Origin of the sequence: Staphylococcus sp. HMSC057A08, from assembly GCF_001812925.1 — a bacterium.
GTDB classification, from domain to species: domain Bacteria; phylum Bacillota; class Bacilli; order Staphylococcales; family Staphylococcaceae; genus Staphylococcus; species Staphylococcus hominis.
The window spans coordinates 411,228-434,520 of the sequence record NZ_KV810847.1; the positions used below are offsets into that span (position 1 = coordinate 411,228).

Genomic DNA, 23,293 nt, shown 5'->3' on the forward strand with positions numbered 1-23,293 from the left:
TAATTATTACGATTTAAAAATAAAAATAAGGAGATGATACCATGTCGCATAGTAAAAAGTTAATTATGATTTTCACTATGCTATTAGGTGGTTTTTTTGGTTTATTAAATGAAACCTTGTTGACCACAGCATTACCGAGAATAATGAAAGATTTTCATATTGAATATTCTCAAGTACAATGGCTCACAACAGCCTTCTTACTAACAAATGGAGTAGTTATTCCATTATCTGCATTTATTATTCAACGTTATACAACAAGACAGGTCTTCTTAACTGGAATTATTATATTCTTTCTAGGCACTTTACTAGGAGGATTTAGCCCTAATTTCATTACTTTATTAATTGCAAGAATTATCCAAGCATTAGGTTCTGGTATTATGATGCCACTAATGATGACGACTATATTAGATATATTTGAACCGCACGAACGTGGAAAATATATGGGGATGTTTGGATTAGTGATTGGTTTAGCACCAGCGATTGGACCTACATTATCTGGATATTTGGTTGAATACATTAATTGGAGAGCATTGTTTTATGTTGTAGCTCCAATTTCAGCAGTGACCTTCATACTTGCTTTAATTTTTATTAAAAACGTTGGAGTAAAAGTAAAAGCACCCATTGATATGCTCTCCATTATTTTATCTATTATCGGATTTGGTGGTATGTTATACGGGGTAAGTTCTATTTCTCAGAAAGGTTGGAATGACCCAGTCGTTCTGAGCACTATTATTTTAGGCATTATTTTTGTAGTTTTATTTATTTGGAGACAAGAACGACTTGAAACCCCTCTATTAAGTTTTAAAGTATTTAAAAATAGTCAATTCACAGTAGGTATTGCTATTATGGCTGTAACGATGATTTCGATGATTGGATCTGAAACGGTATTACCTATGTTTGTACAAAATGTGTTGCAACGTACGCCTGTTGATTCTGGTTTGATATTGTTACCCGGAGCAATTGTAATGGCAATCATGTCAATCATATCTGGGCGTTTATACGAAACGTTTGGCGCACGAGTACTTTCAATGATAGGTATGCTTATTGTAACAATTACGACGTCCTACTTTGTAGTCATGGATGAGCATACGTCAACAATTGTTTTAGCAACTATTTATGCGATTCGTATGATTGGTATTGCTTTAGGGTTAATGCCTGTAATGACGCATACAATGAACCAACTCACTCCAGAATTAAATGCCCATGGATCTTCAATGACAAATACAATTCAACAAGTAGCGGGTTCTATTGGTACAGCTGGTTTAGTAACAATTTTAAGTGTAGCAAGTCAGCATTTTAAACCGACATTTAGTGATTATCAAGGAATGGCTAAAACAGAGATGATGAAACACATTCAAACAGACGCAATGATACATGGTTATCATTCTGGCTTTTTATTTGCAGTCATTATCACAGTCGTTAGTTTATTATTAACTTTTTTACTTAAACGACAAAAGGATTTAAATGAAGAAAGTCATTAACCTCATATCTAAGCATTCTATTTTATTTAATAGTTTAAATAGTTATTGACTATTCATAGTGATGAGATTAGAATTAATTTATTCTGACTAATTTAATAGGAATATGGAGGAGTTATTAATGAAAAGACTTTTATTTGTAGCTTTGACACTTATTTTTGTATTAGCCGCATGTGGTAATAGTGGTTCATCTGACAAAAATAGTGATTCAAAATCAAGTAGCAGTAATAGTGATAAAAAAACATTACGTGTAGGAACTGAAGGGACTTATGCACCTTTTACTTTCCACAACAAAAAAGATCAGTTAACTGGTTATGATATTGATGTAATTAAAGCTGTTGCGAAAGAAGAAGGATATAAACTTAAATTTAATGAAACATCTTGGGATTCAATGTTTGCTGGTTTAGATGCAAAACGTTTTGATGTCATTGCAAACCAAGTGGGTATCAATAAAGAAAGAAAAGAAAAATATAAATTCTCTAACCCTTACACTTATTCAAGTGGTGTCTTAGTTGTTCGTGATGATGAGAAGAATATTAAATCATTTGATGATGTGAAAGGTAAAAAATTAGCGCAAACATTTACTTCTAACTACGGAAAACTTGCTAAAGATAAAGGTGCTAACATCACTAAAGTAGATGGTTTCAACCAGTCTATCGATTTATTATTATCTAAACGTGTGGATGGTACTTTTAATGATAGCTTATCTTATTTAGATTATAAAAAACAAAAACCTAATGCTAAAATTAAAGCAATCAAAGGTGATGCAGAACAAAATAAATCAGCATTTGCATTCTCTAAAAGTGTCGATGATAAAGTTGTTTCTGATTTCAATGATGGTCTGAAAAAACTTAAAGAGAATGGTGAACTAGCAAAAATTGGTAAAAAATGGTTCGGTGAAAATGTTTCTGAGCCTAAATAGTCAACAACAACACGCATTAGATGCAGCAACTCAAGCATTTGGACCCATGTTGGAAGGTTTAGTAAAATACTCTATTCCAATTACAATTGTGACATTTATTTTAGGTTTGATTATCGCTTTGTTTACGGCGTTAATGCGTATTTCATCTAGTAAAGTATTAAGAGGAATTGCACGTGTATATGTATCTATTATTCGTGGCACACCAATGATTGTACAACTCTTTATTATCTTTTATGGTATTCCAGAACTTGGACGTCTAATTACTGGAAATGCGGACGAACAATGGACATTGTCTTCTGTTGTTTCAGCGATTATTGGATTGTCTTTAAATGTAGGTGCATATGCATCTGAAATTATCCGTGGTGGTATTATTTCTATTCCAAAAGGCCAGACAGAAGCGGCATACTCTATTGGAATGAATTATCGTCAAACGATTCAACGTATTATTTTACCTCAAGCGATTCGTGTCTCAGTCCCAGCTTTAGGTAACACATTCTTAGGATTAATTAAAGACACATCATTACTAGGATTTATCTTAGTAGCTGAAATGTTCCGTAAAGCGCAAGAAGTTGCTTCTACAACATACGAGTACTTTACAATTTATATTCTCGTAGCCGTGATGTATTGGATTGTTTGTTTTATTATTTCAGTCATCCAAGGCTTCTATGAATCATATATTGAAAGAGGGTATAAGGCATGATTGAGTTATCCAATATTCATAAATCTTTTAATGATAAAGAAGTGATTAAAGGTATTGATTTGAATGTAAAAAAAGGTGAAGTTGTCACATTAATTGGTCGTTCCGGTTCGGGTAAGACTACATTATTGCGTATGATTAATGCGTTAGAGATTCCGACTGAAGGCAACGTTACTGTGAATGATAAAACGTATACTGCTAAAGATAAGAAATCTCAAATTGAAGTACGTAAACAATCAGGGATGGTATTCCAAAGTTATAATCTTTTTCCACATAAAACGGCTTTAGAAAATGTGATGGAAGGTTTAGTAACTGTAAAGAAAATGAGTAAATCAGAGGCTGAAAATAGAGCATTAGACTTACTTGAAAAAGTAGGTTTGACACATGTTAAAGATCAGCGCCCTCATGCACTCTCTGGTGGTCAACAACAACGTGTGGCGATTGCGAGAGCTTTAGCGATGAATCCTAAAGTGATGTTATTTGATGAACCTACATCTGCACTTGACCCTGAACTTGTAAATGATGTGTTGAAAGTTATTAAAGAATTAGCAAATGAAGGCATGACGATGGTGATAGTTACTCATGCAATGCGTTTTGCAAAAGAAGTATCTAATAAAGTTGTATTTATTCATGACGGTGAAATTGGTGAAGAAGGTTCTCCTAAAGAATTATTTGATCACCCTAAAACTGATGAATTAAGACGTTTTTTAAATGTGATTAATGAAAATTAAAAAAGAATCGTCGTTTGAGATATTTCATCTTGAACGACGATTCTTTTTATTGAATAATGCTTTCTTTCTTCAGATAAATAGATTTTAGAAATATTTATATTTTAAACTGATAGTAAAACAGTAAGCTCAAATTGAAGTACTTTATTCTCATATTGATTAAATGTCATAATTTCAACGGTTAAACTACCAAATTGTTTTTTCAATTTTTTATCTAAAACTTTAACTTTTACATATAAGTTGTCATTTGGATAGACAGGTTTAATAAAGGTTACATTATTTAAATGAGTCCCTGCTATAATGTCTTCTTCATATTTGTTTTCTTCAATCCAAAGTTTAAAGGAAAGAGAAAGGGTATGCATACCTGATGCTATAATCCCTTTATACATTCCTTGACCTGCTTTTTTCTTATCTAGATGCATATATTGAGGGTCAAATTGATGAGCAAACTCTAATATTTCTTTCTCAGTTATTTTGTAATGTTTACTAATGAATGTATCTCCTATAGAAAACATACTGTATTTCATAGTTATATGCCTACCTTAAAGTATACTTATAATGCAATGATTATCTTCTGTTTTTGATCCATTGTTGAGTATGATAAAGAACAGGTTTAATTGGTTTAATGAAGTCACCAATATATTCATAAACACCAGCATTAAAGCCTTTTTTGAACTGTTGGACACCATAATCTTCAGCATTTTCACTAAAGTCTCCAGTAATACCATAGAAGTTGTAACGGTCAATGTTATGCTCTTTAGCAAATTTAATCATTTCCCACTGTAAACGATAGGCCCCCATATATTCATTATATTTTGGGTTAGAACCACTAGATAAATAATATACTTCATGTTCATTGTAGATATATAATGCAGCTGCTAGATTTAATACTTCACCTTCTGCTGCAATTTTATCTTTTGTTTGGTTTATTTTACGTTCATTGCTATCAAATTGTTGTTGAAGTTGATTGCGTTTATTTTTGTTCTTTTTAGAGTTAGGGCTTTCTTTTAAAGCTTCTTCAATTTCAGTAAGTTGTTTTGTTAAATCCTCATGTTTATGTTGTAGAGTAGACAAATAATCTTTTAAATCGATATAAGCTAATTTTAGCATGGCATGATCTTTATATGTTTTTTGCATTTCATAGAAATAAGGCTCATCTCTAAATTTAAAGCCATGTTTTTCTTCAGCCATTTGGAACAGTTCGAAGAAAGTATGTGTGTCTTCCATAGGTAATGTTTTAACTTTTACGCCCATTTCATACGTCTTTTTAATATTACGACGTGTTTGATAGTCCATTTCTTTTAATAATTGGTCTTCAGTTTTATCTTTAAGATCAAGTACAGACAACCAACGAATTTGACTCATTGTACTATAACCTACAGACCAACCTTGATGTTTATATCCTAAGTCTTCAAGTGTTTTAATCACTGCACGATTATCGTAGCTTTTTAAAATTTCTCCATCTGCATTACGTAGGTTTTCTAAAATATATGGATCTACTAAAACAAAGAGACAATTTTGTTTTTTTAAATATTCTGTTAGTGATTTGAAAAAGAAGTGAACCAGTTTGATATTGCTATAATCCATTACTGGACCACGATGTGTGTAAAAATATTTATAAAATTTTAATGCGCGTGCTTCAGTCATTAATGTTGCTGCAATGACATCTCCACTATCATCTTTAACACCTACAACATGTACATCATGTTTCATCTCATTTCTATTATCAAAGTGTATTCGAGATTGTGTATAGTGAGAAAAATGTTCGGATGTGAATTTTTCAAATTCTTCAGGTGTTAAACTTACGAATTTCATGATTATCTACTCCTCTGTGTTTTTAAGAATTCTAAACTATTTTATCAAATTAGTTCTATTATTACACACATTTAGTAAATTAATTTGCTCATGCTTTAGTATTAGATAATAATTATTTTTTAAAATATATAACTATAAAATTTAAAATATAATATTTTTTAATAGTCTAGTTTATATTGCAAAACCACTGTATGATAATCAGTATATGCATAGTATAATAGTAAGAGTTATATTAGGTTAGATTAGAAAAAGTAGGAGTGAACATATTTGAAAAGATTGATTGTATCATTAACTGTATGTGTCATATTGCTAGCGGGTTGCGGTAATGATGAATATGCTAATAAAATAGATAAAGCTGTAAAACTACAAGATAAAAAACAAGAACGACTTGCTAAGAATGAACAAGGCGATGTAGTAAAACACTTTGATAAAAAAGACGCTAATATATATGTGTATGAAAAAGGTAAGTATGTTGTATTAGCATATAGACCGTTAAACAATAACGATGAAATGCATTATTATACATATCAATTTAAAGATAAGAAGGCAACCTACTTAGAGCACTTTGATACGAAACAATATATTAGTACACATGATTCGGATTATAAGGAAGAAAATCTTAATTAACTGAAACAATCTTAAGGAGTATATATGAAAAAATTGATTTTTATTGGAGCTGCGATCATATGTTTAATCATTATCGTTGTCGCTTGCTCTCAAAAGAAAAAAGAAACAACCCCAGCTCATACGAGAAATGGGAAAATTTTAATTGTAGAATATGGAGACTATAAATGTCCTTATTGCAAAAAAATTGAAGATAACGTCATGCCTATCATAAAAAAAGATTATATTGATACAAATAAAGTGGAATATCAATTTATTAATGCAAGTTTTCTTGGAAAAGATTCATTAATGGGCTCTAGAGCAGGGAATGCTATTCAAGCTATTGCACCCAAAGAATATCTTACATTCCAAAAAAATATATATGCTCATCAACAAGATGAAAAAAAACATTGGATTACTGAAACATTACTTGACAAAGAAATTGATCAATTAGATATTTCTCAAAAACAAAAAGATCGCATTAAAAAAGAGTATAAAACTAAAAACAGCGATGCTTGGAAGGAAGCAGAAAAACAGAAAAAGTTAACAAAAGAAAATCATATTCAATCCGTTCCAACAGTTTTTATCAATGGTAAAAAAGTAAAAGATCCTTATAAAATCAAAGAATGGAAAAAATATTTATAGCATAATACAAAAGATCTAACTTAATGTTGTTTAAATATTAAATTAGGTCTTTTAATTATGTTTTTATATCGTTTAAGACATATTTAAAAATTTTACATTCAAAATCATTATTTTTATAAAAAAAGGGAATACAAATAAAAGAAACAAAATCAGCACAATTAATATATTTTAATTAAGTCGCTTAGTTTGTAATTTTTGTTAGATTTATTTAATATACTAAGTATAATAATTATATCAAAGTAAAAGATAAATAAATTGAATAATATTATTTTATCATTTCACTATTGGAGGGAAAATAAATGGCTAACTTTAATTTAGATCCAGTTCATTCAGGTGTGAATTTCTCAATACAACACCTTGTAATTAGTAATGTAAAAGGACGTTTTAACGATTTTGATGCAGATATTACAGGTGACTTTCATGATTTAAGTTCTTTAAAAGGAACTTTTACTGTTCAAGCTAATTCTATTGATACTAAAGTAGAAGATCGTGATAATCATCTTAAAAGTGAAGATTTCTTAAACGTTGAACAATATCCTGAAATTAAATTTGAAATTATTAGTGTTGATGATCATTCAGTTACTGGTAATGTAACAATTAAAGATCAAACACAAAAAGAAACATTTGATTTAGATTATAAAGGTATTAGCTTAAACCCACTTAATAATAAGAATACAGCAGGTTTAGTTATTACTGGTGAACTTGATCGTGAAAAATATGGTGTTACATTTAACCAACCATTAGAAACTGGCGGTTTTTTATTAGGTAAAATATTAAATGTGGAATTCGATTTAGAATTTCCTATTGAAGAATAATAAAGTTAAAAAACAGGCAAGGTTCTAACTTTGCCTGTTTTTTTATTGTCTTAAAATATAATAGTTGCTAAACTATAGGAATTATCATTTTAAAAATCAGGAGAGATAACGATGTCAATTGAAGTAAAAGAAAATAAAATTATTTTTAAAAGAACATTTAAAGCTCCTATCAATGATGTATTTGATGCCTATACAAATCCATCGTTATTTGAGCGATGGTTTCATCCTCAAGGCGCTAAGACAAAAGTATATCGTTTTAATACTGAAGAAGGCGGGGAATCCTTCTTTGCTATAGAAACCTCAGAACAGACAAGCTATACATTAACTGAATATCGAAAAGTGGATCGTCCGAAGTATCTTGAATACTTTGATTACTTTGCTACACCTGAGGGAGAAAAAGATACGCGTTTACCTGGTATGCATATTTCAATCAATTTTAATTCAGATAATAAACAAATGACTACTATTACGTCTACGTCAGTGTTTCCAACTAAAGAAGCAGCTCAACAAGCGGTAGATATGGGGATAGAAGCAGGTATGAATTCAACATTAGATCAACTAGAAGTCTTACTTAATGAATAAATCGTCATGAGAATGTCAAATTTAAATTGAACTTTTAAGTTATAATAATGTTGAAAAGAGGATGATATAGTATGAAAGAAAGATATTTAAAAGTGCTGGGCTTATTTTCAATCAGTACTTTAATTCCAACATTATTAATTAATTCAAAATGTCTAAATAATGGCGTCATAAAGTATATTTTAAGAACGGCATTAGGCTATGGTATTTTTGCTTCAGGATTACGTTATTTTTCAAAATTAAAAAAAGCACATTAATATCATGACAAGAGCAAGATATGGAAAAAATCTCCGTATTTTGCTCTTTTTTAATCTCCTCTATTCAAAATGCATTTCACTATATATAATATAAAATTATAAATGAATTAAGGAGAGGGAATATGACAAGCAACCATACAATGATTAAAGATACATATGCTACAAAAGATATTATTAAAGCGGCTGTAGGACAGGTACAAATGAAAGAAGTTATGGCAACTCAGACACCTGGACGATATTTACTAAAGTCAATGATGTCAGGATTTTTACTAGCTATTGTTACAGTATTTATGTTAGCAATCAAAACACAGTTTGCAGGAACAAATGATGGCCTTGTTAATTTATTAGGAGCGATTTCATTTAGTTTAGCTTTAGTTCTCATTGTTCTAACTAATTCAGAATTACTGACTAGTAATTTTATGTATTTAACTATCGGATGGTACTACAAAGTTATTACAGTTAAAAAAATGTTATACATATTCTTATTTTGTTTTATTGGAAATATTATAGGTGGGTTTATTTTATTCTTATTAATGAAGGGTACACATGTGATGACACCTGAAATGGTTGCAAGTCTAAGTAAAACAGTACATTTAAAAACGGTAGAATCAACTTGGTTAAATATTCTTATCAAAGGGATATTCTGTAACTTCTTTATTAATATTGGTATTTATGTTTCAATGCTTTTTAAAGCAGGTTTAGCTCGCGCATTTTTCATTGCTGTTGGTGTTATAGTATTTGTATTTATGGGATATGAACACGTTGTATTTAATGCTGGATTATATGCAGGAATGATTTTTTATAATAGTGATGCATTATCATGGATAGATGTGCTAAAAAATATCGTATTTGCTTTTGTAGGTAACTATATTGGTGGAGGTATTTTTGTAGGACTTGTTTATGCCTATTTAAACGGAAAAAGAGACAGTATAAAAGCATAGTAAGACGATCAAAGAGCGGAAATATCGAGAGACATTTCCGCTCTTTTAATCCCCAACATATTGACTTAATATTCAGAAAATCTTATTATTTTAATCAACATTAAAATAATAAGGGGGAAACCATTTGGTTGCGAATATTCTAGTAGCTCATGGCATGAGAAAAGGAGATCAAAATAAAGCACTCGGTGAATTTATAGATAGTTTATTACAAGATGAAACTTACGCTTATGAGCTTGCTTTTATTGAAAGTGAAGAAAAAAGTGTTGAAAATACTATTATTAATTTAATAGAAAAAGGAGAAACGCAATTTAAAGTTGTACCTTTACTTATATTTTCAGCTATGCATTATATTGTAGACATTCCAGAGATGTTAAGAAACATTAAACAAGCACATCCAAATATAACCTATGAAATTAGTGCACCTCTTGGTACGCATCCATATATGGTAGATTTAGTAGAACAACGTATTAATGATGTGGATATAAAAGAAGAGTCAGATGTGGCAGTTGTATTGATTGCACATGGTAGCTTTTCTTATACTAAAGCACATGATGAACTAAAAGAATTTAGTACTAAGTTTAAGCAAGACAAACCTATATATTGCCGTACGTTATATGGAGATATTACGTTTAAAAATGATTTAGATCAACTTTCAAGACAATATCATCATCTTATTGTGGTTCCAATGTTTTTATATGATGGACGTTTAGTTAATAAAGTAAAAGGTCTTATATCAGAGATGGATATTGCTAATGAATTGCACATGACTCCGTCTATTAATTTCGACCCTATTTTAAAATCGATTATTCGAGAACGATTAAAAGAATTAACAGTATAGTAAATACATACATCTTTCATTATATGAGTGCTAAATCTTCACTCATGTAATGGAAGGTTTTTTTTATTAGGGAAATCCCCGATTTTACATTTAAATGTGAAAATAATCACAAATTTAAAAGAATATGGTATAAAATAGCCTTGTAAAGAATAGTGAGTTCAAAACTATTTGAAGTTAATAATAATTAAATGTAATAAAAGGGGCATTGATATGGCTAAACAAAAACTCGTAATGATTGGTAATGGTATGGCTGGTTTAAGAACAATTGAAGAAATTTTAGAACGTTCAGATTCTCAATTTGACATTACAATTATTGGTAAAGAACCTTATCCTAATTATAATCGAATCATGTTATCCAACATTTTACAAAAGAAAATGACAGTCGAAGAAACGATTATGAACACTTATGACTGGTATAAAGAACATCATATTGAACTAATTGTAGATGATCCAGTTGAAAAAGTAGATAGACAATCCAAAACGGTCACTACGTCTAAAGGTATCACTGTAGCTTATGATATCTGTATCTTTGCGACTGGTTCAAAGGCATTTGTTTTACCTATACCTGGATCAGAATTACCAAGTGTCATCGGTTGGCGCACAATTGAAGATACTGAGCGTATGATTGAAATTGCTAAAACAAAACGACGTGCCATTGTTATTGGTGGAGGTCTTCTTGGATTAGAATGTGCAAGAGGATTAATGGATCAAGGTATGGATGTAACAGTTCTTCACTTAGCAGAATGGCTGATGGAAATGCAATTAGACCGTAAAGCTGGAGATATGTTAAAAGCTGATTTAGAGCGTCAAGGCATGCATATTGAACTACAAGCAAATTCTAAAGAAATTATAGGAACAGATGATGTAGAAGCTATTAAGCTAGCTGATGGTAGAGTAATAGAAACAGATTTAGTCGTTATGGCTGTTGGTATACGTCCATTTACCGAAGTAGCTCGTGAAGCGGGATTAGAAGTGAATCGAGGTATCGTCGTTAATGATTACTTGCAAACATCTGATGAACATATCTATGCCGTGGGTGAATGCGCAGAACACAATGGTAAAGTATATGGTTTAGTTGCACCTCTTTATGAACAAGGTAAAGTGCTTGCTGATTATTTAACAGGTAATGAGACTGAAGGATATAAAGGTTCTACGACATTTACGTCTTTAAAAGTATCAGGTTGTGATTTATATAGTGCAGGACAAATCGTTGAAGATGACACTGTACATGGCATCGAAATCTTTAACAGTGTAGATAATATTTACAAAAAAGTCTATCTAAGTGATGGTCGAGTAGTAGGTGCCGTTTTATATGGCGATACAGATGATGGTTCAAGATTTTATAGTATGATGAAAAAACATGAATCATTAGAGGACTATACACTAGTGTCACTTCTACATAAAGGCGGAGAAGAAAGTGGAACTTCAATAGCAGATATGCCTGATGATGAAACAATTTGTGGTTGTAATGGTGTAGATAAAGGTACGATTGTCAATGCAATTACAACAAATGGGTTGACTACTGTAGATGAGGTTACAAAAACAACCAAAGCAGGAAATTCTTGTGGTAAATGTAAAGGACAAATTGGAGAAATACTAAAATGTACATTAGGTGATGAATTTGTAGCTGCTAAACCAACAGGTATTTGTGCATGTACTGATTTGACTCGTGATGAAATTGTTACACAAATTAGAGCTAAAGGTTTAAAAACGTCAAAAGAAGTTCGTCACGTACTTGATTTTAAAGATAAGAATGGTTGTCCAAAATGTCGCCCAGCTATTAACTATTATCTAAATATGGTATATCCTCATGAACACCAAGATGAAAAAGCATCAAGATTTGCGAACGAACGTTATCATGCAAATATTCAAAATGATGGTACTTTCTCAGTGATTCCACAAATGCGTGGTGGTGTCACAGATGCTGACCAATTAATTCGTTTAGGTGAAGTAGCGAAAAAATATAACGTGCCTCTTGTTAAAGTAACAGGGTCTCAGCGTGTAGGATTATATGGTCTTAAAAAAGATGAGTTACCAAAGGTTTGGAAAGATTTAGGTATGCGTTCTGCCTCTGCATATGGTAAGAAAACGCGTTCTGTGAAAAGTTGTGTTGGTAAGGAATTCTGTCGATTTGGTACACAATATACGACACGTTTAGGTATTCGATTAGAAAAAACATTTGAATATATCGACACACCTCATAAATTTAAAATGGGTGTCTCTGGTTGTCCAAGAAGCTGTGTAGAATCAGGTGTTAAAGACTTTGGTGTCATTTCAGTAGAAAATGGCTATCAAATTTATATTGGTGGTAACGGTGGCACAGAGGTCACTGTAGGTCAATTACTCACTACTGTTGAAACTGAAGATCAAGTGGTACAACTGTGTGGTGCGCTTATGCAATATTACAGAGAGACTGGAATATATGCTGAACGAACAGCACCATGGCTTAAACGACTAGGATTTGATCATGTTAAAGAAGTGCTTTTAGATGAACAACGTCAAAAAGAACTTTTTGATAGAATTATGGATGCAAAACAAGCACTTGAAGAAGAACCTTGGGAAGCTATTGTTGAAAATAAAGAAGCACAAAAAATATTTGATGTCGAGAAAGTGTGCGGATGAGTGTAATGGAAAAAGTTAAAGTAACAACTATGGATGAATTAACACCATTAATTGGTAAAAAGGTTATCGTTAAAGATAAACAAATCGGTATATTTTTAACAGAAAATGGACAAGTGCATGCTATTAATAATGTGTGTCCACATAAAGAGGGACCACTATCTGAAGGTACTGTAAGTGGAGAATACATTTATTGTCCACTCCACGATCAAAAAATTGATTTGAATACGGGTAAAGTGCAAGAACCTGATACAGGTTGTGTTGAAACATATCAAGTTGAAATTCAAGATGGAGACGTATTTATATGTGTCTAGTCACTAATAGTGAATTTGGAAAAGTATATTTAATTGGGGCTGGCCCTGGCAATCCTAATTTGCTAACTAAACAAGCAGAACGATTAATTCGTCAAGCAGATGTTATTTTATATGATCGTCTTGTCAATCCACTGATATTACAATATGCAAAACCAACTACTGAAATCATAGATGTTGGAAAAAAACCTTATACTAAACATATTCAACAAGAAGATATTAATTTAAAAATAGTAGCAACAGCGAAAAAGTATAAAGTTGTTGTACGTTTAAAAGGTGGAGACCCAGCAGTATTTGGCCGAGTAACTGAAGAAATAGACATTTTAAAAGAACATCAGATTGCCTACGATATTGTACCTGGGGTAACTTCTGCGAGTGCAGCGGTAGCTTCATTAGACTTAGGTTTAACGATGCGTTCAGTAGCACCAAGTGTTACATTTTCTACAGGTCATTTTAAAGATGATATTGATCAAGACATGGATATACGTAATTTAGCTAATGGTGGGACTTTGGCAATTTATATGGGAATTAAACGATTAAATTATATTATTAATCAAATTAGAAGATATACTAAAGAAGATTATGATATTGCTATCATTTTTAATGCTACGTGTTATAACGAAACAATAGTAGTTGGTAAACTAAGCACTATTGAATATCAATTATCTAAGCTTAATATTAAACATGATCCAGGAATTTGTATATTAGGCCATATCATTAACTATATGGATGACGAAAAGATTATACACTCAAAACAAACAATAGATGAAACGTTGTACGTTATTAAAGGGAATAAAGAATTAGCACTTTCCAAAGCAGAAGACTTATCTCAACAGTATTTGAAATGCTTAATTCAATATGATGAAACCTATCATTCTTCTCAAAAGTATTTATATGAATCGATTATAACGCAGCACCAAAATATTAAATATATTGAAGTATAGTTCTTTACGCTTCGAATGTCATAAGTGAGATAACACGATATTTAAAACGTGTGTTATCTCACTTTTTTTAGGGATTCTTTTATATGAAATAGGTAATTCCCTAATATAAAAGCCATGTGAAAAAATGTACAATTTAAATGAAATTTCTTTAAATAACATTGAACATAAGTAACGTATGACCTTTGCAGGTAGGAGGATTTATATAAATGGGAAAATTCGGATTAAACTTTTTCAAACCAACTGAAACGTTTAATGGAAATTGGTCAGTCTTAGAAAGTAAAAGTAGAGAATGGGAAAAAATGTATCGTGAAAGATGGAGTCACGATAAAGTAGTAAGAACTACACATGGCGTAAACTGTACAGGATCGTGTTCGTGGAAAGTTTTCGTTAAAAATGGTGTGATTACGTGGGAAAATCAACAAATTGACTATCCAAGTTGCGGTCCAGATATGCCTGAATTTGAACCTCGTGGATGTCCACGTGGCGCGTCATTTTCATGGTATGAATACAGCCCACTTCGTGTGAAATATCCTTACATTAGAGGTAAACTATTAGATCTATGGACAGAAGCACTTGAAGACAATAATGGAAATCGTATAGCTGCATGGGCATCTATCGTTGAAGATGAAAAGAAAGCTAAATTATATAAAGAAGCACGTGGTAAAGGTGGACATGTACGTGCAAGTTGGAAAGATGTAACAGATATTATCGCAGCACAAATTCTTTATACCATTAAAAAAGATGGTCCGGATAGAATCGCTGGTTTTACACCTATTCCAGCAATGTCGATGATTAGTTATGCATCTGGTGCGCGTTTTATTAATTTATTAGGCGGAGAAATGTTGAGTTTTTATGATTGGTATGCTGATTTACCACCTGCATCCCCTCAAATTTGGGGTGAACAAACTGATGTACCTGAATCAAGTGATTGGTACAATGCCTCTTACATCATTATGTGGGGATCTAACGTTCCACTTACTCGTACGCCTGATGCCCATTTTATGACTGAAGTACGTTATAAAGGTGCAAAAGTGGTGTCTGTAGCACCAGATTATGCAGAAAATGTTAAATTTGCTGATAATTGGTTAGCACCTCATCCAGGAACAGATGCTGCAGTTGCTCAAGCTATGACACATGTCATCTTACAAGAATTTTATGAAGATGAACCAAGTGATATGTTTGTTAATTATGCCAAGCAATATACAGATATGCCATTTGTATTGATGTTGGATGAAGATGAGAATGGTTATAAGGCAGGACGATTTTTACGTGCAAGCGATTTAGGCATAAAAAGTAAAAATGGTGAGTGGAAACCAGTGATTCACGATGCGATTAGCCATCGACTTGTCGTTCCAAACGGTACAATGGGTCAACGTTGGGAAGAAGGCAAACAATGGAATTTAAAACTCGAAACAGAAGATGGAAGTAAAATTGATCCAGCTTTATCTGTTGCAGAAGAAGATTATGAGTTACAAACCATTCAATTTCCTTACTTTGATAGTCAAGGAGATGGTATTTTCGAACGACCTATCCCAACTAAAAAAGTTAAATTGGCAGATGGTAAAGAAGTACGTATTGCTACAGTATATGATTTAATGGCTAGTCAATATGGTATTAAACGATTTGGTCATGAGTTAGAAGCTAAATCTTATGAAGATAGTGAGTCTAAATATACACCTGCATGGCAAGAAAACGTTACAGGTATTAAACAAGAATTAGTGACACAAGTCGCAAGAGAATTTGCACAAAATGCTATTGATACTAAAGGACGTTCGATGATAATTATGGGTGCGGGGATTAACCACTGGTTCAATTCTGACACCATTTACCGTGCTGTATTGAATTTAGTTCTATTATGTGGATGCCAAGGTGTTAATGGTGGAGGTTGGGCTCACTATGTTGGGCAAGAAAAATGTCGTCCAATCGAAGGATGGAATACTGTAGCTTTCGCTAAAGATTGGCAAGGTTCACCGCGTTTACAAAATGGTACAAGTTGGTTCTATTTTGCAACTGATCAATGGAAATATGAAGAATCTAATGTAGATAAATTGAAATCACCACTTGCTAACAACATCAAACATCAGCATCCAGCAGATTATAATGTGACAGCAGCACGTTTAGGTTGGTTGCCTTCATATCCACAATTTAATAAAAACAGTTTGTTATTTGGTGAAGAAGCAAGAGATGCGGGCGATGATTCAAATGAAGCTATTTTAAAACGGGCGATTGAATCAGTGAAAAATAAAGAAACAGAATTTGCTATTGAAGACCCAGACTTAAGAAAAAATCACCCTAAAACATTATTTGTTTGGAGATCTAACTTAATTTCAAGTTCAGCTAAAGGTCAAGAGTACTTTATGAAACATTTACTTGGTACACGTTCAGGATTAATGGCTGAACCAAATGAAGATGATAAACCAGAGGAAATTAAATGGAGAGAAGATACAGTAGGTAAATTAGACTTACTTGTATCATTAGATTTTAGAATGACTGCAACGCCGTTATATTCTGACATTGTGCTGCCAGCAGCAACTTGGTATGAAAAACATGACTTATCTTCAACCGATATGCATCCATTTATTCATCCATTTAATCCAGCAATTGATCCATTATGGGAATCACGTTCTGACTGGGACATTTACAAAACATTGAGTAAAGCAATTTCAGAAATGGCTAAAGATTATTTACCAGGCACATTTAAAGATGTGGTAACTACACCACTTGCTCATGATTCTAAACAAGAACTAGGTTCTGAATACGGTATCATTAAAGATTGGTCTAAAGGTGAAGTAGAAGGTATTCCAGGCAAAACTATGCCTAACTTCTCTATTGTAGAACGTGACTATACTAAAATTTATGATAAATACGTTACATTAGGACCTTTACTTGAGAAAGGTAAAGTAGGGGCACACGGCGTTAGTTTTAGTGTTAAAGAAGAATACGAAGAGCTAAAAAGCATGATTGGTACATGGAATGATGACGATGAACATTCTGTTAGAAATGATAGACCACGCATTGATACTGCACGTAAAGTAGCTGATGCAATTTTAAATATCTCTTCGGCAACGAATGGTAAATTATCTCAAAAATCATATAAAGATTTAGAAAATCAAACTGGAATGGAATTGAAGGATATTTCAAAAGAACGTGCATCTGAAAAAATTTCGTTCTTAAATATTACAGCTCAACCAAGAGAAGTTATCCCAACAGCAGTATTCCCAGGCTCTAATAAAAATAATCGTCGTTATTCTCCATTTACAACAAATATTGAGAGACTCGTACCTTTTAGAACGCTAACTGGAAGACAAAGTTACTATATCGATCACGAAGTATTCCAGCAATTTGGTGAAAGCTTACCAGTATATAAACCAACACTTCCACCAATGGTATTTGGCGCAAGAGATAAAAAGGTAAAAGGTGGACAAGATGCACTTGTTCTACGTTATTTAACACCTCATGGAAAATGGAATATTCATTCAACATATCAAGATAATGAACGTATGTTGACTCTATTCAGAGGAGGTCCAGTTGTTTGGCTATCTAATGAAGATGCTGAGCAACATGGTATCAATGATAATGATTGGCTTGAAGTTTATAACAGAAATGGTGTTGTAACTGCAAGAGCGGTAACGTCACACCGCATGCCTAAAGGTACAATGTTTATGTATCATGCTCAAGATAAGCACATTGAAACACCAGGTTCTGAGATTACTGATACTCGTGGGGGATCACATAATGCACCTACAAGAATTCACCTAAAACCTACGCAATTAGTTGGAGGATATGCACAAATTAGTTATCACTTCAATTACTATGGACCAATTGGAAACCAACGTGATGTGTACGTCGCAGTTAGAAAAATGAAGGAGGTAAATTGGCTTGAAGATTAAAGCGCAAGTTGCAATGGTATTGAATTTAGATAAATGTATTGGGTGTCATACATGTAGTGTGACATGTAAAAATACTTGGACAAATAGACCGGGTGCAGAATACATGTGGTTTAATAATGTAGAAACCAAACCAGGTGTAGGTTATCCAAAACGTTGGGAAGATCAAGAGCACTATAAAGGTGGTTGGGTATTAAATAAAAAAGGTAAACTTGAGCTTAAATCAGGTAGTAAGTGGTCTAAAATTGCCTTAGGTAAAATCTTCTATAATCCAGATATGCCGTTAATCAAAGATTATTATGAACCATGGACTTATAATTATGAACATTTAACAACAGCTAAAGAAGGTAAACATTCACCAGTTGCAAAAGCACATTCATTGATTTCAGGAGATAGACTAAATCTTGAATGGGGACCAAACTGGGAAGATGATTTAGCTGGTGGACATGTAACAGGACCAGAAGATCCAAATATTCAAAGAATTGAAGAAGATATCAAATTCCAATTTGATGAAACATTTATGATGTATTTACCTCGTCTATGTGAGCATTGCTTAAATCCTAGTTGTGTCGCTTCATGTCCTTCAGGGGCTATGTATAAAAGAGATGAAGATGGTATTGTTTTAGTCGATCAGGATGCATGTCGTGGGTGGCGCTACTGTATGACAGGTTGTCCTTACAAAAAAGTATATTTCAACTGGAAAACAAATAAAGCTGAAAAATGTACATTCTGCTTCCCAAGAATTGAAGCAGGAATGCCAACTGTATGTTCAGAAACGTGTACAGGAAGAATGAGATATTTAGGCGTTTTATTATATGACGCTGATCGTGTACATGAAGCGGCTTCAGCTGAAAATGAACAAGACTTATATGAAAAACAACTTGATATCTTCTTAAACCCATTTGATGAAGAAGTGATTGAACAAGCAGAAAAAGATGGTATTAGTTATGAATGGATTCAAGCTGCTCAAAATTCACCTGTTTATAAATTAGCGATTGAATATAAATTGGCATTTCCATTACATCCTGAATTTAGAACAATGCCAATGGTATGGTACTGCCCGCCTTTAAGTCCAATTATGAGTTATTTTGAAGGTAAAAATTCAGGTCAAAATCCTGATATGATTTTTCCAGCCATCGAAGAGATGCGTTTACCTATTGAATATTTAGCAAACTTATTTACAGCAGGTAAAGTAGAGCCAGTGAAAGAAGCGTTACAAAAAATGGCAATGATGAGAAGTTATATGCGTGCTCAAGTCACAAACAAACCATTTGATACTTCTAGGTTAGAACGTTTAGGTTTATCAGAAATTCAAACAAAAGAAATGTATCGTCTATTAGGTTTAGCTAAATATGAAGACCGATTTGTTGTACCATCTTCACATAAAGAAACCTATTTAGATACGTATCACGCTCAAGGTAGTCAAGGATATGGCGGTGAATATTTCGGAGACAATTGTGAAGGTTGCGGTGTTCCAGTAGGTTCAACGTCAGGAAAATCTGGTCAAGAGATTTATAATGAGAATTTCTATGGAGGTATTTTCCGTGATTAATCTAACGCAATTTAAATACTATCAAGAAAGTTTTGGATATCTTGCACAACAACTTAATTTTCCAGAAAAATTAACCTTTCATCCTAATACATTTGAAGAAACGATTCATCCTTCACATCCAGGATATGCAGATTTAATGAAATATCGTGAAATTATGTATCAATTTACTTTATCTGAAATTAAAGCAATTTATACGGATACATTTGATTTCAATAAAATATCACCACTTTATATGACTTACAATAAATTTGATACTCAAAAAGAAAGAGGTCAAATGCTCGCAAAACTTAAAGTACTTTATGAAATGTTTGGATTAAAAATGGTAGATAATGAATTATCTGATTATCTACCATTGATGTTGCAGTTTTTACACGTAGCAAGTTGGCATAATGATCCTCGTGCAGAAGGCAATATTGAGTTAGTGATTATGATTATTGAAGATGGTACATATGAAATGGCAAATCAATTAGCTAAGGAGAATAATCCTTACGCTTATGTGATTCGTGCATTACGAGAAACATTAAAAGCTTGTTTAGACATTCCAAAAGAGGTGACACATCATGCTTAATCAATTTCTTTGGATTATTTACCCATATTTATGTGTGGCAATTTTTATCGTCGGTCATATTGCTCGATATAAATATGATCAATTTTCATGGACTGCAAAATCAAGTGAGTTTTTAGAAAAGAAACAACTTAAATGGGGTAGCCTGTTATTTCATTTAGGAATTATTCCAGTATTTTTTGGCCATGTGGTGGGGTTAGCTATTCCAGCAGAATGGATAGATGGACTTGGTATAAGCGAAAGTACATATCACTTTGGAGCTGTTTATATCGGTAGTATTTTTGGTATAATGACTCTAATTGGAATGTTACTTTTAACAGCAAGACGTTTAACTATTAGTAATGTGAGAAAGTTAAGTTCAGCTTCTGATATTTTCGTAAATTTCTTATTAATATTGATTATATTTATGGGATGTTTCTCAACACTAGTTACTAATGCAGTGATAACTGACTTTGATTACCGTCAAACGATTTCTATATGGTTTAGACACTTATTTACATTTTCACCTAATGCAGCACTAATGACAGGCGTTCCATTATCATTTAAAATTCATATCTTATTAGGATTTACAATATTAGCTTGTTGGCCATTTACACGTCTTGTACATGTATGGAGTATTCCTTTAGCATATACAAATAGACGTTATATTGTATATAGAAAACATAAAGCACCTCGTGCACATTAAATATAAAAGGAGTACGATATATGAGTCCGGAACCTTTGTTTGAACCGGTACATTTTCAGCAAGAGCTTGACACACTTAGAAAAAAAGAAAACTGTGATTTTGCTGGTGTTGCACTATATGAAAACCATGAACCTTCTGGACCTATTAAATGGCAATATGTTTCAGGTAATCTAAACAATCGTTATAAATTGATTGTTTTGAGAAAAGGCAGAGGCTTAGCTGGAACAGTCATGAAAACAGGAAAGCGAATGGTTATAGAAAATGTTTCCAAAACAATAACGCCAGAAGAAAAAATTAAGTATCCTATTTTGATGAGTGAAAACTTAAACGCACTCGTTGCTATACCATTATGGCATGAACAGCATGTTGCAGGCGTGTTATTATTAGGACAAAGAGGTAGTAAAACATTGCCTAAAGTGATTAATCAATTAAATATTAAAGGCCGTTTGTGGGAATTTAATGAAGAAATCTAGGTGATATATGTGTTAGAGTTGTATAATCTGCAAATGGAAGACTTACTAAAAAAATATTATGAAACTACAAATGAAAAAATTGTTTTTGTAAACAAAGAAGGAAAAATCATTGCAATGAATGATGCCGCTGAAGAAATTATTTCAAAAGATAATAATTATAGTGCGATGACAAATGCGATTTGTGACCGTTGTGAAGGGTATTCAAATGAATTTGAACTTCAAAGTTGCAAAAATTGTTATTTAGACACATCTAAACCAAACGATATCAATTTTCAAGTGTTTATGAAAACAGTAGATCATAAAGTTCGACCATTTACAGCTTCTTATCAAGCGATTGATGAAGATAATGAGATATATGCATTTACACTTCAAGATATTTCGCCGCAAATTGAAAGACAAGAAAAAATGTATCAACGTCAGATGATGAGAAAAACAATTTCCGCGCAAGAAAATGAAAGAAAACGTATTTCTAGAGAACTACACGATAGTGTTGTACAAGAAATGCTAAATATTGATGTTGAACTCAGATTGCTGAAATATCAAAAAGAATCCTCAGAACTTGTCCAACAATCACAACGTATTGAGGGATTAATGTCTAAATTGATTGATGATATAAGACATCTATCAGTTGAATTAAGACCCTCATCTCTAGATGATTTAGGGTTGGAAGCGGCTTTTAAATCATATTTTAAACAATTTGAAAATAATTATGGTATGCAAATTGTATATCAGTCTAACATTAAAGATAAAAGATATGATAGTGAAGTAGAAACGGTGGTTTACCGTGTGGTACAGGAAGCGGTATTTAATGCATTAAAATACGCAGGCGTAAGTTCGGTAGATGTCTTTGTTCAGGAGGTTGGACGTTTATTAATGGCTGAAGTGATTGATCATGGACAAGGTTTTGATCCGAATTCTCAACCACAAGGTACAGGAATAGGGTTGTATGGTATGAATGAAAGAGCAGAGCTTGTAAACGGAAAAGTAAATGTAGAAACACATTTAGGAAAAGGAACTATTATCACTTTAGAAGTGCCACTCTAGAGAGCGTAAAGGGACTGACTTATAATTGAAAATAGTAATTGCAGATGATCATGCAGTAGTAAGAACAGGTTTTTCTATGATATTAAACTTTCAAGAAGATATGGAAGTTGTAGCTACGGCAGCTGATGGAGTAGAAGCGTATCAGAAAGTGATGGAATACAAGCCGGATGTATTAATTATGGATTTAAGTATGCCACCTGGTGAGTCTGGCTTAATTGCTACTAGCAAAATTTCTGAAAGTTTTCCTGAAACAAAAATATTAATTTTGACAATGTATGATGATGAAGAATATTTGTTTCATGTTTTAAGAAATGGTGCTAAAGGATATATTTTAAAAAATTCACCAGATGAACAACTCATTTTAGCAGTACGAACAGTGTATAAAGGTGAAACGTACATTGATATGAAACTAACGACATCATTAGTAAATGAATTTGTAAATGTTTCTAATCAAGATGAAAAAGCAACTAATGACCCTTTCAAAATACTTTCTAAAAGAGAATTAGAAATATTACCATTAATTGCAAAGGGATATGGAAATAAAGAAATTGCTGAAAAATTGTTTGTATCCGTTAAAACAGTTGAGGCACATAAAACGCATATTATGACTAAATTAAATTTAAAATCTAAACCAGAGCTTGTAGAATATGCGCTTAAGAAAAAACTTTTAGATTTTTAAATATATTGAAAGACTTAAATAATGACACTCATATTATATTTCACCAGCACATGATATTCATGTGTTGGTTTTTCTTTGTCTCATTATTTAAATATAGGGGGATTATTAGAGAGTATAAGGGAAACTCCTTATGTTCATATTTTCACAAAGTGATTAAAATTTAAATGTAATCAATAATTAATCACACAAATTAACTATATTGATATGTGATTTAAT

23 protein-coding genes are annotated in these 23,293 nt (G+C 32.3%); 21 read left to right on the forward strand and 2 right to left on the reverse strand.

Translation table 11 applies throughout. The annotated features are described in order from the left end of the window. The first annotated feature begins 41 nt into the window (after window positions 1–41). The 4 genes from HMPREF2881_RS03780 to HMPREF2881_RS03795 all read left to right on the forward strand — a co-directional run bounded on the left by HMPREF2881_RS03780 (window position 42) and on the right by HMPREF2881_RS03795 (window position 3,828). Window positions 42–1,481: an MDR family MFS transporter gene (locus HMPREF2881_RS03780; RefSeq protein WP_002488715.1), complete on the forward strand. Its 1,440-nt coding sequence runs from the start codon at window positions 42–44 to the stop codon at window positions 1,479–1,481. 118 nt (window positions 1,482–1,599) lie between these two features. After that, window positions 1,600–2,400 carry a transporter substrate-binding domain-containing protein gene (locus tag HMPREF2881_RS03785; protein ID WP_002488763.1) on the forward strand — a complete coding sequence of 267 codons (801 nt, stop codon included), beginning with the start codon at window positions 1,600–1,602 and terminating at the stop codon, window positions 2,398–2,400. Next, window positions 2,381–3,100, forward strand: a complete 720-nt coding sequence (locus tag HMPREF2881_RS03790) for an amino acid ABC transporter permease (RefSeq protein WP_002488746.1) — start codon at window positions 2,381–2,383, stop codon at window positions 3,098–3,100. The genes HMPREF2881_RS03785 and HMPREF2881_RS03790 overlap by 20 nt, the downstream gene beginning before the upstream one ends. Continuing rightward, a complete protein-coding gene (locus HMPREF2881_RS03795) occupies window positions 3,097–3,828 on the forward strand; it encodes an amino acid ABC transporter ATP-binding protein (RefSeq protein WP_002488805.1) in 732 nt (243 codons plus the stop codon). Before HMPREF2881_RS03790 ends, HMPREF2881_RS03795 begins: the two co-directional genes overlap by 4 nt. 101 nt (window positions 3,829–3,929) lie before the next feature. On the opposite strand, the gene HMPREF2881_RS03800 is transcribed toward HMPREF2881_RS03795, so the two are convergent. Next, window positions 3,930–4,352, reverse strand: coding sequence for a MaoC/PaaZ C-terminal domain-containing protein (locus HMPREF2881_RS03800; RefSeq protein ID WP_002448363.1), 423 nt, complete (start codon window positions 4,350–4,352; stop codon window positions 3,930–3,932). 40 nt (window positions 4,353–4,392) lie between these two features. Beyond that, window positions 4,393–5,640 (reverse strand): aminoacyltransferase, encoded by a 1,248-nt coding sequence (locus HMPREF2881_RS03805; RefSeq protein ID WP_002454905.1) that lies wholly within the window; start codon window positions 5,638–5,640, stop codon window positions 4,393–4,395. 267 nt (window positions 5,641–5,907) lie between these two features. Between HMPREF2881_RS03805 and HMPREF2881_RS03810 the strand changes: the two genes are divergently transcribed. From HMPREF2881_RS03810 to nreC, 17 genes are all read left to right on the forward strand, one after another. After that, window positions 5,908–6,267, forward strand: coding sequence for a DUF4467 domain-containing protein (locus HMPREF2881_RS03810; RefSeq protein WP_002488778.1), 360 nt, complete (start codon window positions 5,908–5,910; stop codon window positions 6,265–6,267). 24 nt (window positions 6,268–6,291) lie between these two features. After that, window positions 6,292–6,888, forward strand: coding sequence for a thioredoxin domain-containing protein (locus tag HMPREF2881_RS03815; protein WP_002448447.1), 597 nt, complete (start codon window positions 6,292–6,294; stop codon window positions 6,886–6,888). A 299-nt stretch (window positions 6,889–7,187) separates the two neighbouring features. Then, window positions 7,188–7,703 carry a YceI family protein gene (locus tag HMPREF2881_RS03820; protein ID WP_002448482.1) on the forward strand — a complete coding sequence of 172 codons (516 nt, stop codon included), beginning with the start codon at window positions 7,188–7,190 and terminating at the stop codon, window positions 7,701–7,703. A gap of 111 nt (window positions 7,704–7,814) precedes the next feature. Further along, window positions 7,815–8,285, forward strand: a complete 471-nt coding sequence (locus tag HMPREF2881_RS03825) for an SRPBCC family protein (RefSeq protein ID WP_002488756.1) — start codon at window positions 7,815–7,817, stop codon at window positions 8,283–8,285. Between the two features lie 71 nt (window positions 8,286–8,356). After that, complete coding sequence (locus tag HMPREF2881_RS03830) at window positions 8,357–8,539, forward strand: hypothetical protein (protein ID WP_002448340.1); 183 nt, start codon at window positions 8,357–8,359, stop codon at window positions 8,537–8,539. Window positions 8,540–8,661: 122 nt separating this feature from the next. Beyond that, on the forward strand, window positions 8,662–9,480 hold the full coding sequence (locus HMPREF2881_RS03835; RefSeq protein WP_002488726.1) for a formate/nitrite transporter family protein: 819 nt from the start codon (window positions 8,662–8,664) through the stop codon (window positions 9,478–9,480). Between the two features lie 124 nt (window positions 9,481–9,604). Beyond that, the gene (locus HMPREF2881_RS03840; protein ID WP_002488785.1) at window positions 9,605–10,318 is read left to right on the forward strand and encodes a sirohydrochlorin chelatase; all 714 of its coding nucleotides are present in this window, start codon (window positions 9,605–9,607) and stop codon (window positions 10,316–10,318) included. Between the two features lie 210 nt (window positions 10,319–10,528). Beyond that, window positions 10,529–12,940 (forward strand): nitrite reductase large subunit NirB, encoded by a 2,412-nt coding sequence (nirB, locus tag HMPREF2881_RS03845; RefSeq protein WP_070653657.1) that lies wholly within the window; start codon window positions 10,529–10,531, stop codon window positions 12,938–12,940. Beyond that, entirely contained in the window at window positions 12,937–13,251 is a 315-nt protein-coding gene (gene nirD, locus HMPREF2881_RS03850) for a nitrite reductase small subunit NirD (protein WP_037556154.1), read from the forward strand. The genes nirB and nirD overlap by 4 nt, the downstream gene beginning before the upstream one ends. Beyond that, complete coding sequence (gene cobA / locus HMPREF2881_RS03855) at window positions 13,242–14,192, forward strand: uroporphyrinogen-III C-methyltransferase (protein WP_002488723.1); 951 nt, start codon at window positions 13,242–13,244, stop codon at window positions 14,190–14,192. Before nirD ends, cobA begins: the two co-directional genes overlap by 10 nt. 206 nt (window positions 14,193–14,398) lie before the next feature. Next, the gene (locus HMPREF2881_RS03860; RefSeq protein ID WP_070653658.1) at window positions 14,399–18,082 is read left to right on the forward strand and encodes a nitrate reductase subunit alpha; all 3,684 of its coding nucleotides are present in this window, start codon (window positions 14,399–14,401) and stop codon (window positions 18,080–18,082) included. Next, complete coding sequence (gene narH, locus HMPREF2881_RS03865) at window positions 18,072–19,631, forward strand: nitrate reductase subunit beta (protein WP_002488804.1); 1,560 nt, start codon at window positions 18,072–18,074, stop codon at window positions 19,629–19,631. Before HMPREF2881_RS03860 ends, narH begins: the two co-directional genes overlap by 11 nt. Then, window positions 19,624–20,199 carry a nitrate reductase molybdenum cofactor assembly chaperone gene (narJ, locus tag HMPREF2881_RS03870; protein ID WP_002488750.1) on the forward strand — a complete coding sequence of 192 codons (576 nt, stop codon included), beginning with the start codon at window positions 19,624–19,626 and terminating at the stop codon, window positions 20,197–20,199. Before narH ends, narJ begins: the two co-directional genes overlap by 8 nt. Next, the gene (narI, locus tag HMPREF2881_RS03875; RefSeq protein WP_002448574.1) at window positions 20,192–20,881 is read left to right on the forward strand and encodes a respiratory nitrate reductase subunit gamma; all 690 of its coding nucleotides are present in this window, start codon (window positions 20,192–20,194) and stop codon (window positions 20,879–20,881) included. The genes narJ and narI overlap by 8 nt, the downstream gene beginning before the upstream one ends. Window positions 20,882–20,901: 20 nt before the next feature. After that, the gene (nreA, locus tag HMPREF2881_RS03880) at window positions 20,902–21,354 is read left to right on the forward strand and encodes a nitrate respiration regulation accessory nitrate sensor NreA (protein ID WP_002488792.1); all 453 of its coding nucleotides are present in this window, start codon (window positions 20,902–20,904) and stop codon (window positions 21,352–21,354) included. 33 nt (window positions 21,355–21,387) lie between these two features. Next, window positions 21,388–22,398 carry a nitrate respiration regulation sensor histidine kinase NreB gene (gene nreB, locus HMPREF2881_RS03885; protein ID WP_265583192.1) on the forward strand — a complete coding sequence of 337 codons (1,011 nt, stop codon included), beginning with the start codon at window positions 21,388–21,390 and terminating at the stop codon, window positions 22,396–22,398. Window positions 22,399–22,423: 25 nt separating this feature from the next. After that, window positions 22,424–23,077 carry a nitrate respiration regulation response regulator NreC gene (gene nreC, locus HMPREF2881_RS03890; RefSeq protein ID WP_002448626.1) on the forward strand — a complete coding sequence of 218 codons (654 nt, stop codon included), beginning with the start codon at window positions 22,424–22,426 and terminating at the stop codon, window positions 23,075–23,077. The last annotated feature ends 216 nt before the right edge of the window (window positions 23,078–23,293 follow it).

What these genes read in the sequence shown, in the direction of transcription:
- HMPREF2881_RS03815 (WP_002448447.1), top strand. Translation starts at nt 6,292, where the DNA reads ATGAAAAAATTGATTTTTATTGGAGCTGCGATCATATGTTTAATCATT.
- HMPREF2881_RS03805 (WP_002454905.1), bottom strand. Translation starts at nt 5,640, where the DNA reads ATGAAATTCGTAAGTTTAACACCTGAAGAATTTGAAAAATTCACATCC.
- HMPREF2881_RS03795 (WP_002488805.1), top strand. Translation starts at nt 3,097, where the DNA reads ATGATTGAGTTATCCAATATTCATAAATCTTTTAATGATAAAGAAGTG.
- narI (WP_002448574.1), top strand. Translation starts at nt 20,192, where the DNA reads ATGCTTAATCAATTTCTTTGGATTATTTACCCATATTTATGTGTGGCA.
- HMPREF2881_RS03820 (WP_002448482.1), top strand. Translation starts at nt 7,188, where the DNA reads ATGGCTAACTTTAATTTAGATCCAGTTCATTCAGGTGTGAATTTCTCA.
- HMPREF2881_RS03800 (WP_002448363.1), bottom strand. Translation starts at nt 4,352, where the DNA reads ATGAAATACAGTATGTTTTCTATAGGAGATACATTCATTAGTAAACAT.
- HMPREF2881_RS03830 (WP_002448340.1), top strand. Translation starts at nt 8,357, where the DNA reads ATGAAAGAAAGATATTTAAAAGTGCTGGGCTTATTTTCAATCAGTACT.
- cobA (WP_002488723.1), top strand. Translation starts at nt 13,242, where the DNA reads ATGTGTCTAGTCACTAATAGTGAATTTGGAAAAGTATATTTAATTGGG.
- nreB (WP_265583192.1), top strand. Translation starts at nt 21,388, where the DNA reads ATGGAAGACTTACTAAAAAAATATTATGAAACTACAAATGAAAAAATT.
- HMPREF2881_RS03860 (WP_070653658.1), top strand. Translation starts at nt 14,399, where the DNA reads ATGGGAAAATTCGGATTAAACTTTTTCAAACCAACTGAAACGTTTAAT.
- nirB (WP_070653657.1), top strand. Translation starts at nt 10,529, where the DNA reads ATGGCTAAACAAAAACTCGTAATGATTGGTAATGGTATGGCTGGTTTA.
- nirD (WP_037556154.1), top strand. Translation starts at nt 12,937, where the DNA reads ATGAGTGTAATGGAAAAAGTTAAAGTAACAACTATGGATGAATTAACA.
- HMPREF2881_RS03780 (WP_002488715.1), top strand. Translation starts at nt 42, where the DNA reads ATGTCGCATAGTAAAAAGTTAATTATGATTTTCACTATGCTATTAGGT.
- HMPREF2881_RS03790 (WP_002488746.1), top strand. Translation starts at nt 2,381, where the DNA reads ATGTTTCTGAGCCTAAATAGTCAACAACAACACGCATTAGATGCAGCA.
- nreA (WP_002488792.1), top strand. Translation starts at nt 20,902, where the DNA reads ATGAGTCCGGAACCTTTGTTTGAACCGGTACATTTTCAGCAAGAGCTT.
- HMPREF2881_RS03825 (WP_002488756.1), top strand. Translation starts at nt 7,815, where the DNA reads ATGTCAATTGAAGTAAAAGAAAATAAAATTATTTTTAAAAGAACATTT.
- HMPREF2881_RS03785 (WP_002488763.1), top strand. Translation starts at nt 1,600, where the DNA reads ATGAAAAGACTTTTATTTGTAGCTTTGACACTTATTTTTGTATTAGCC.
- HMPREF2881_RS03835 (WP_002488726.1), top strand. Translation starts at nt 8,662, where the DNA reads ATGACAAGCAACCATACAATGATTAAAGATACATATGCTACAAAAGAT.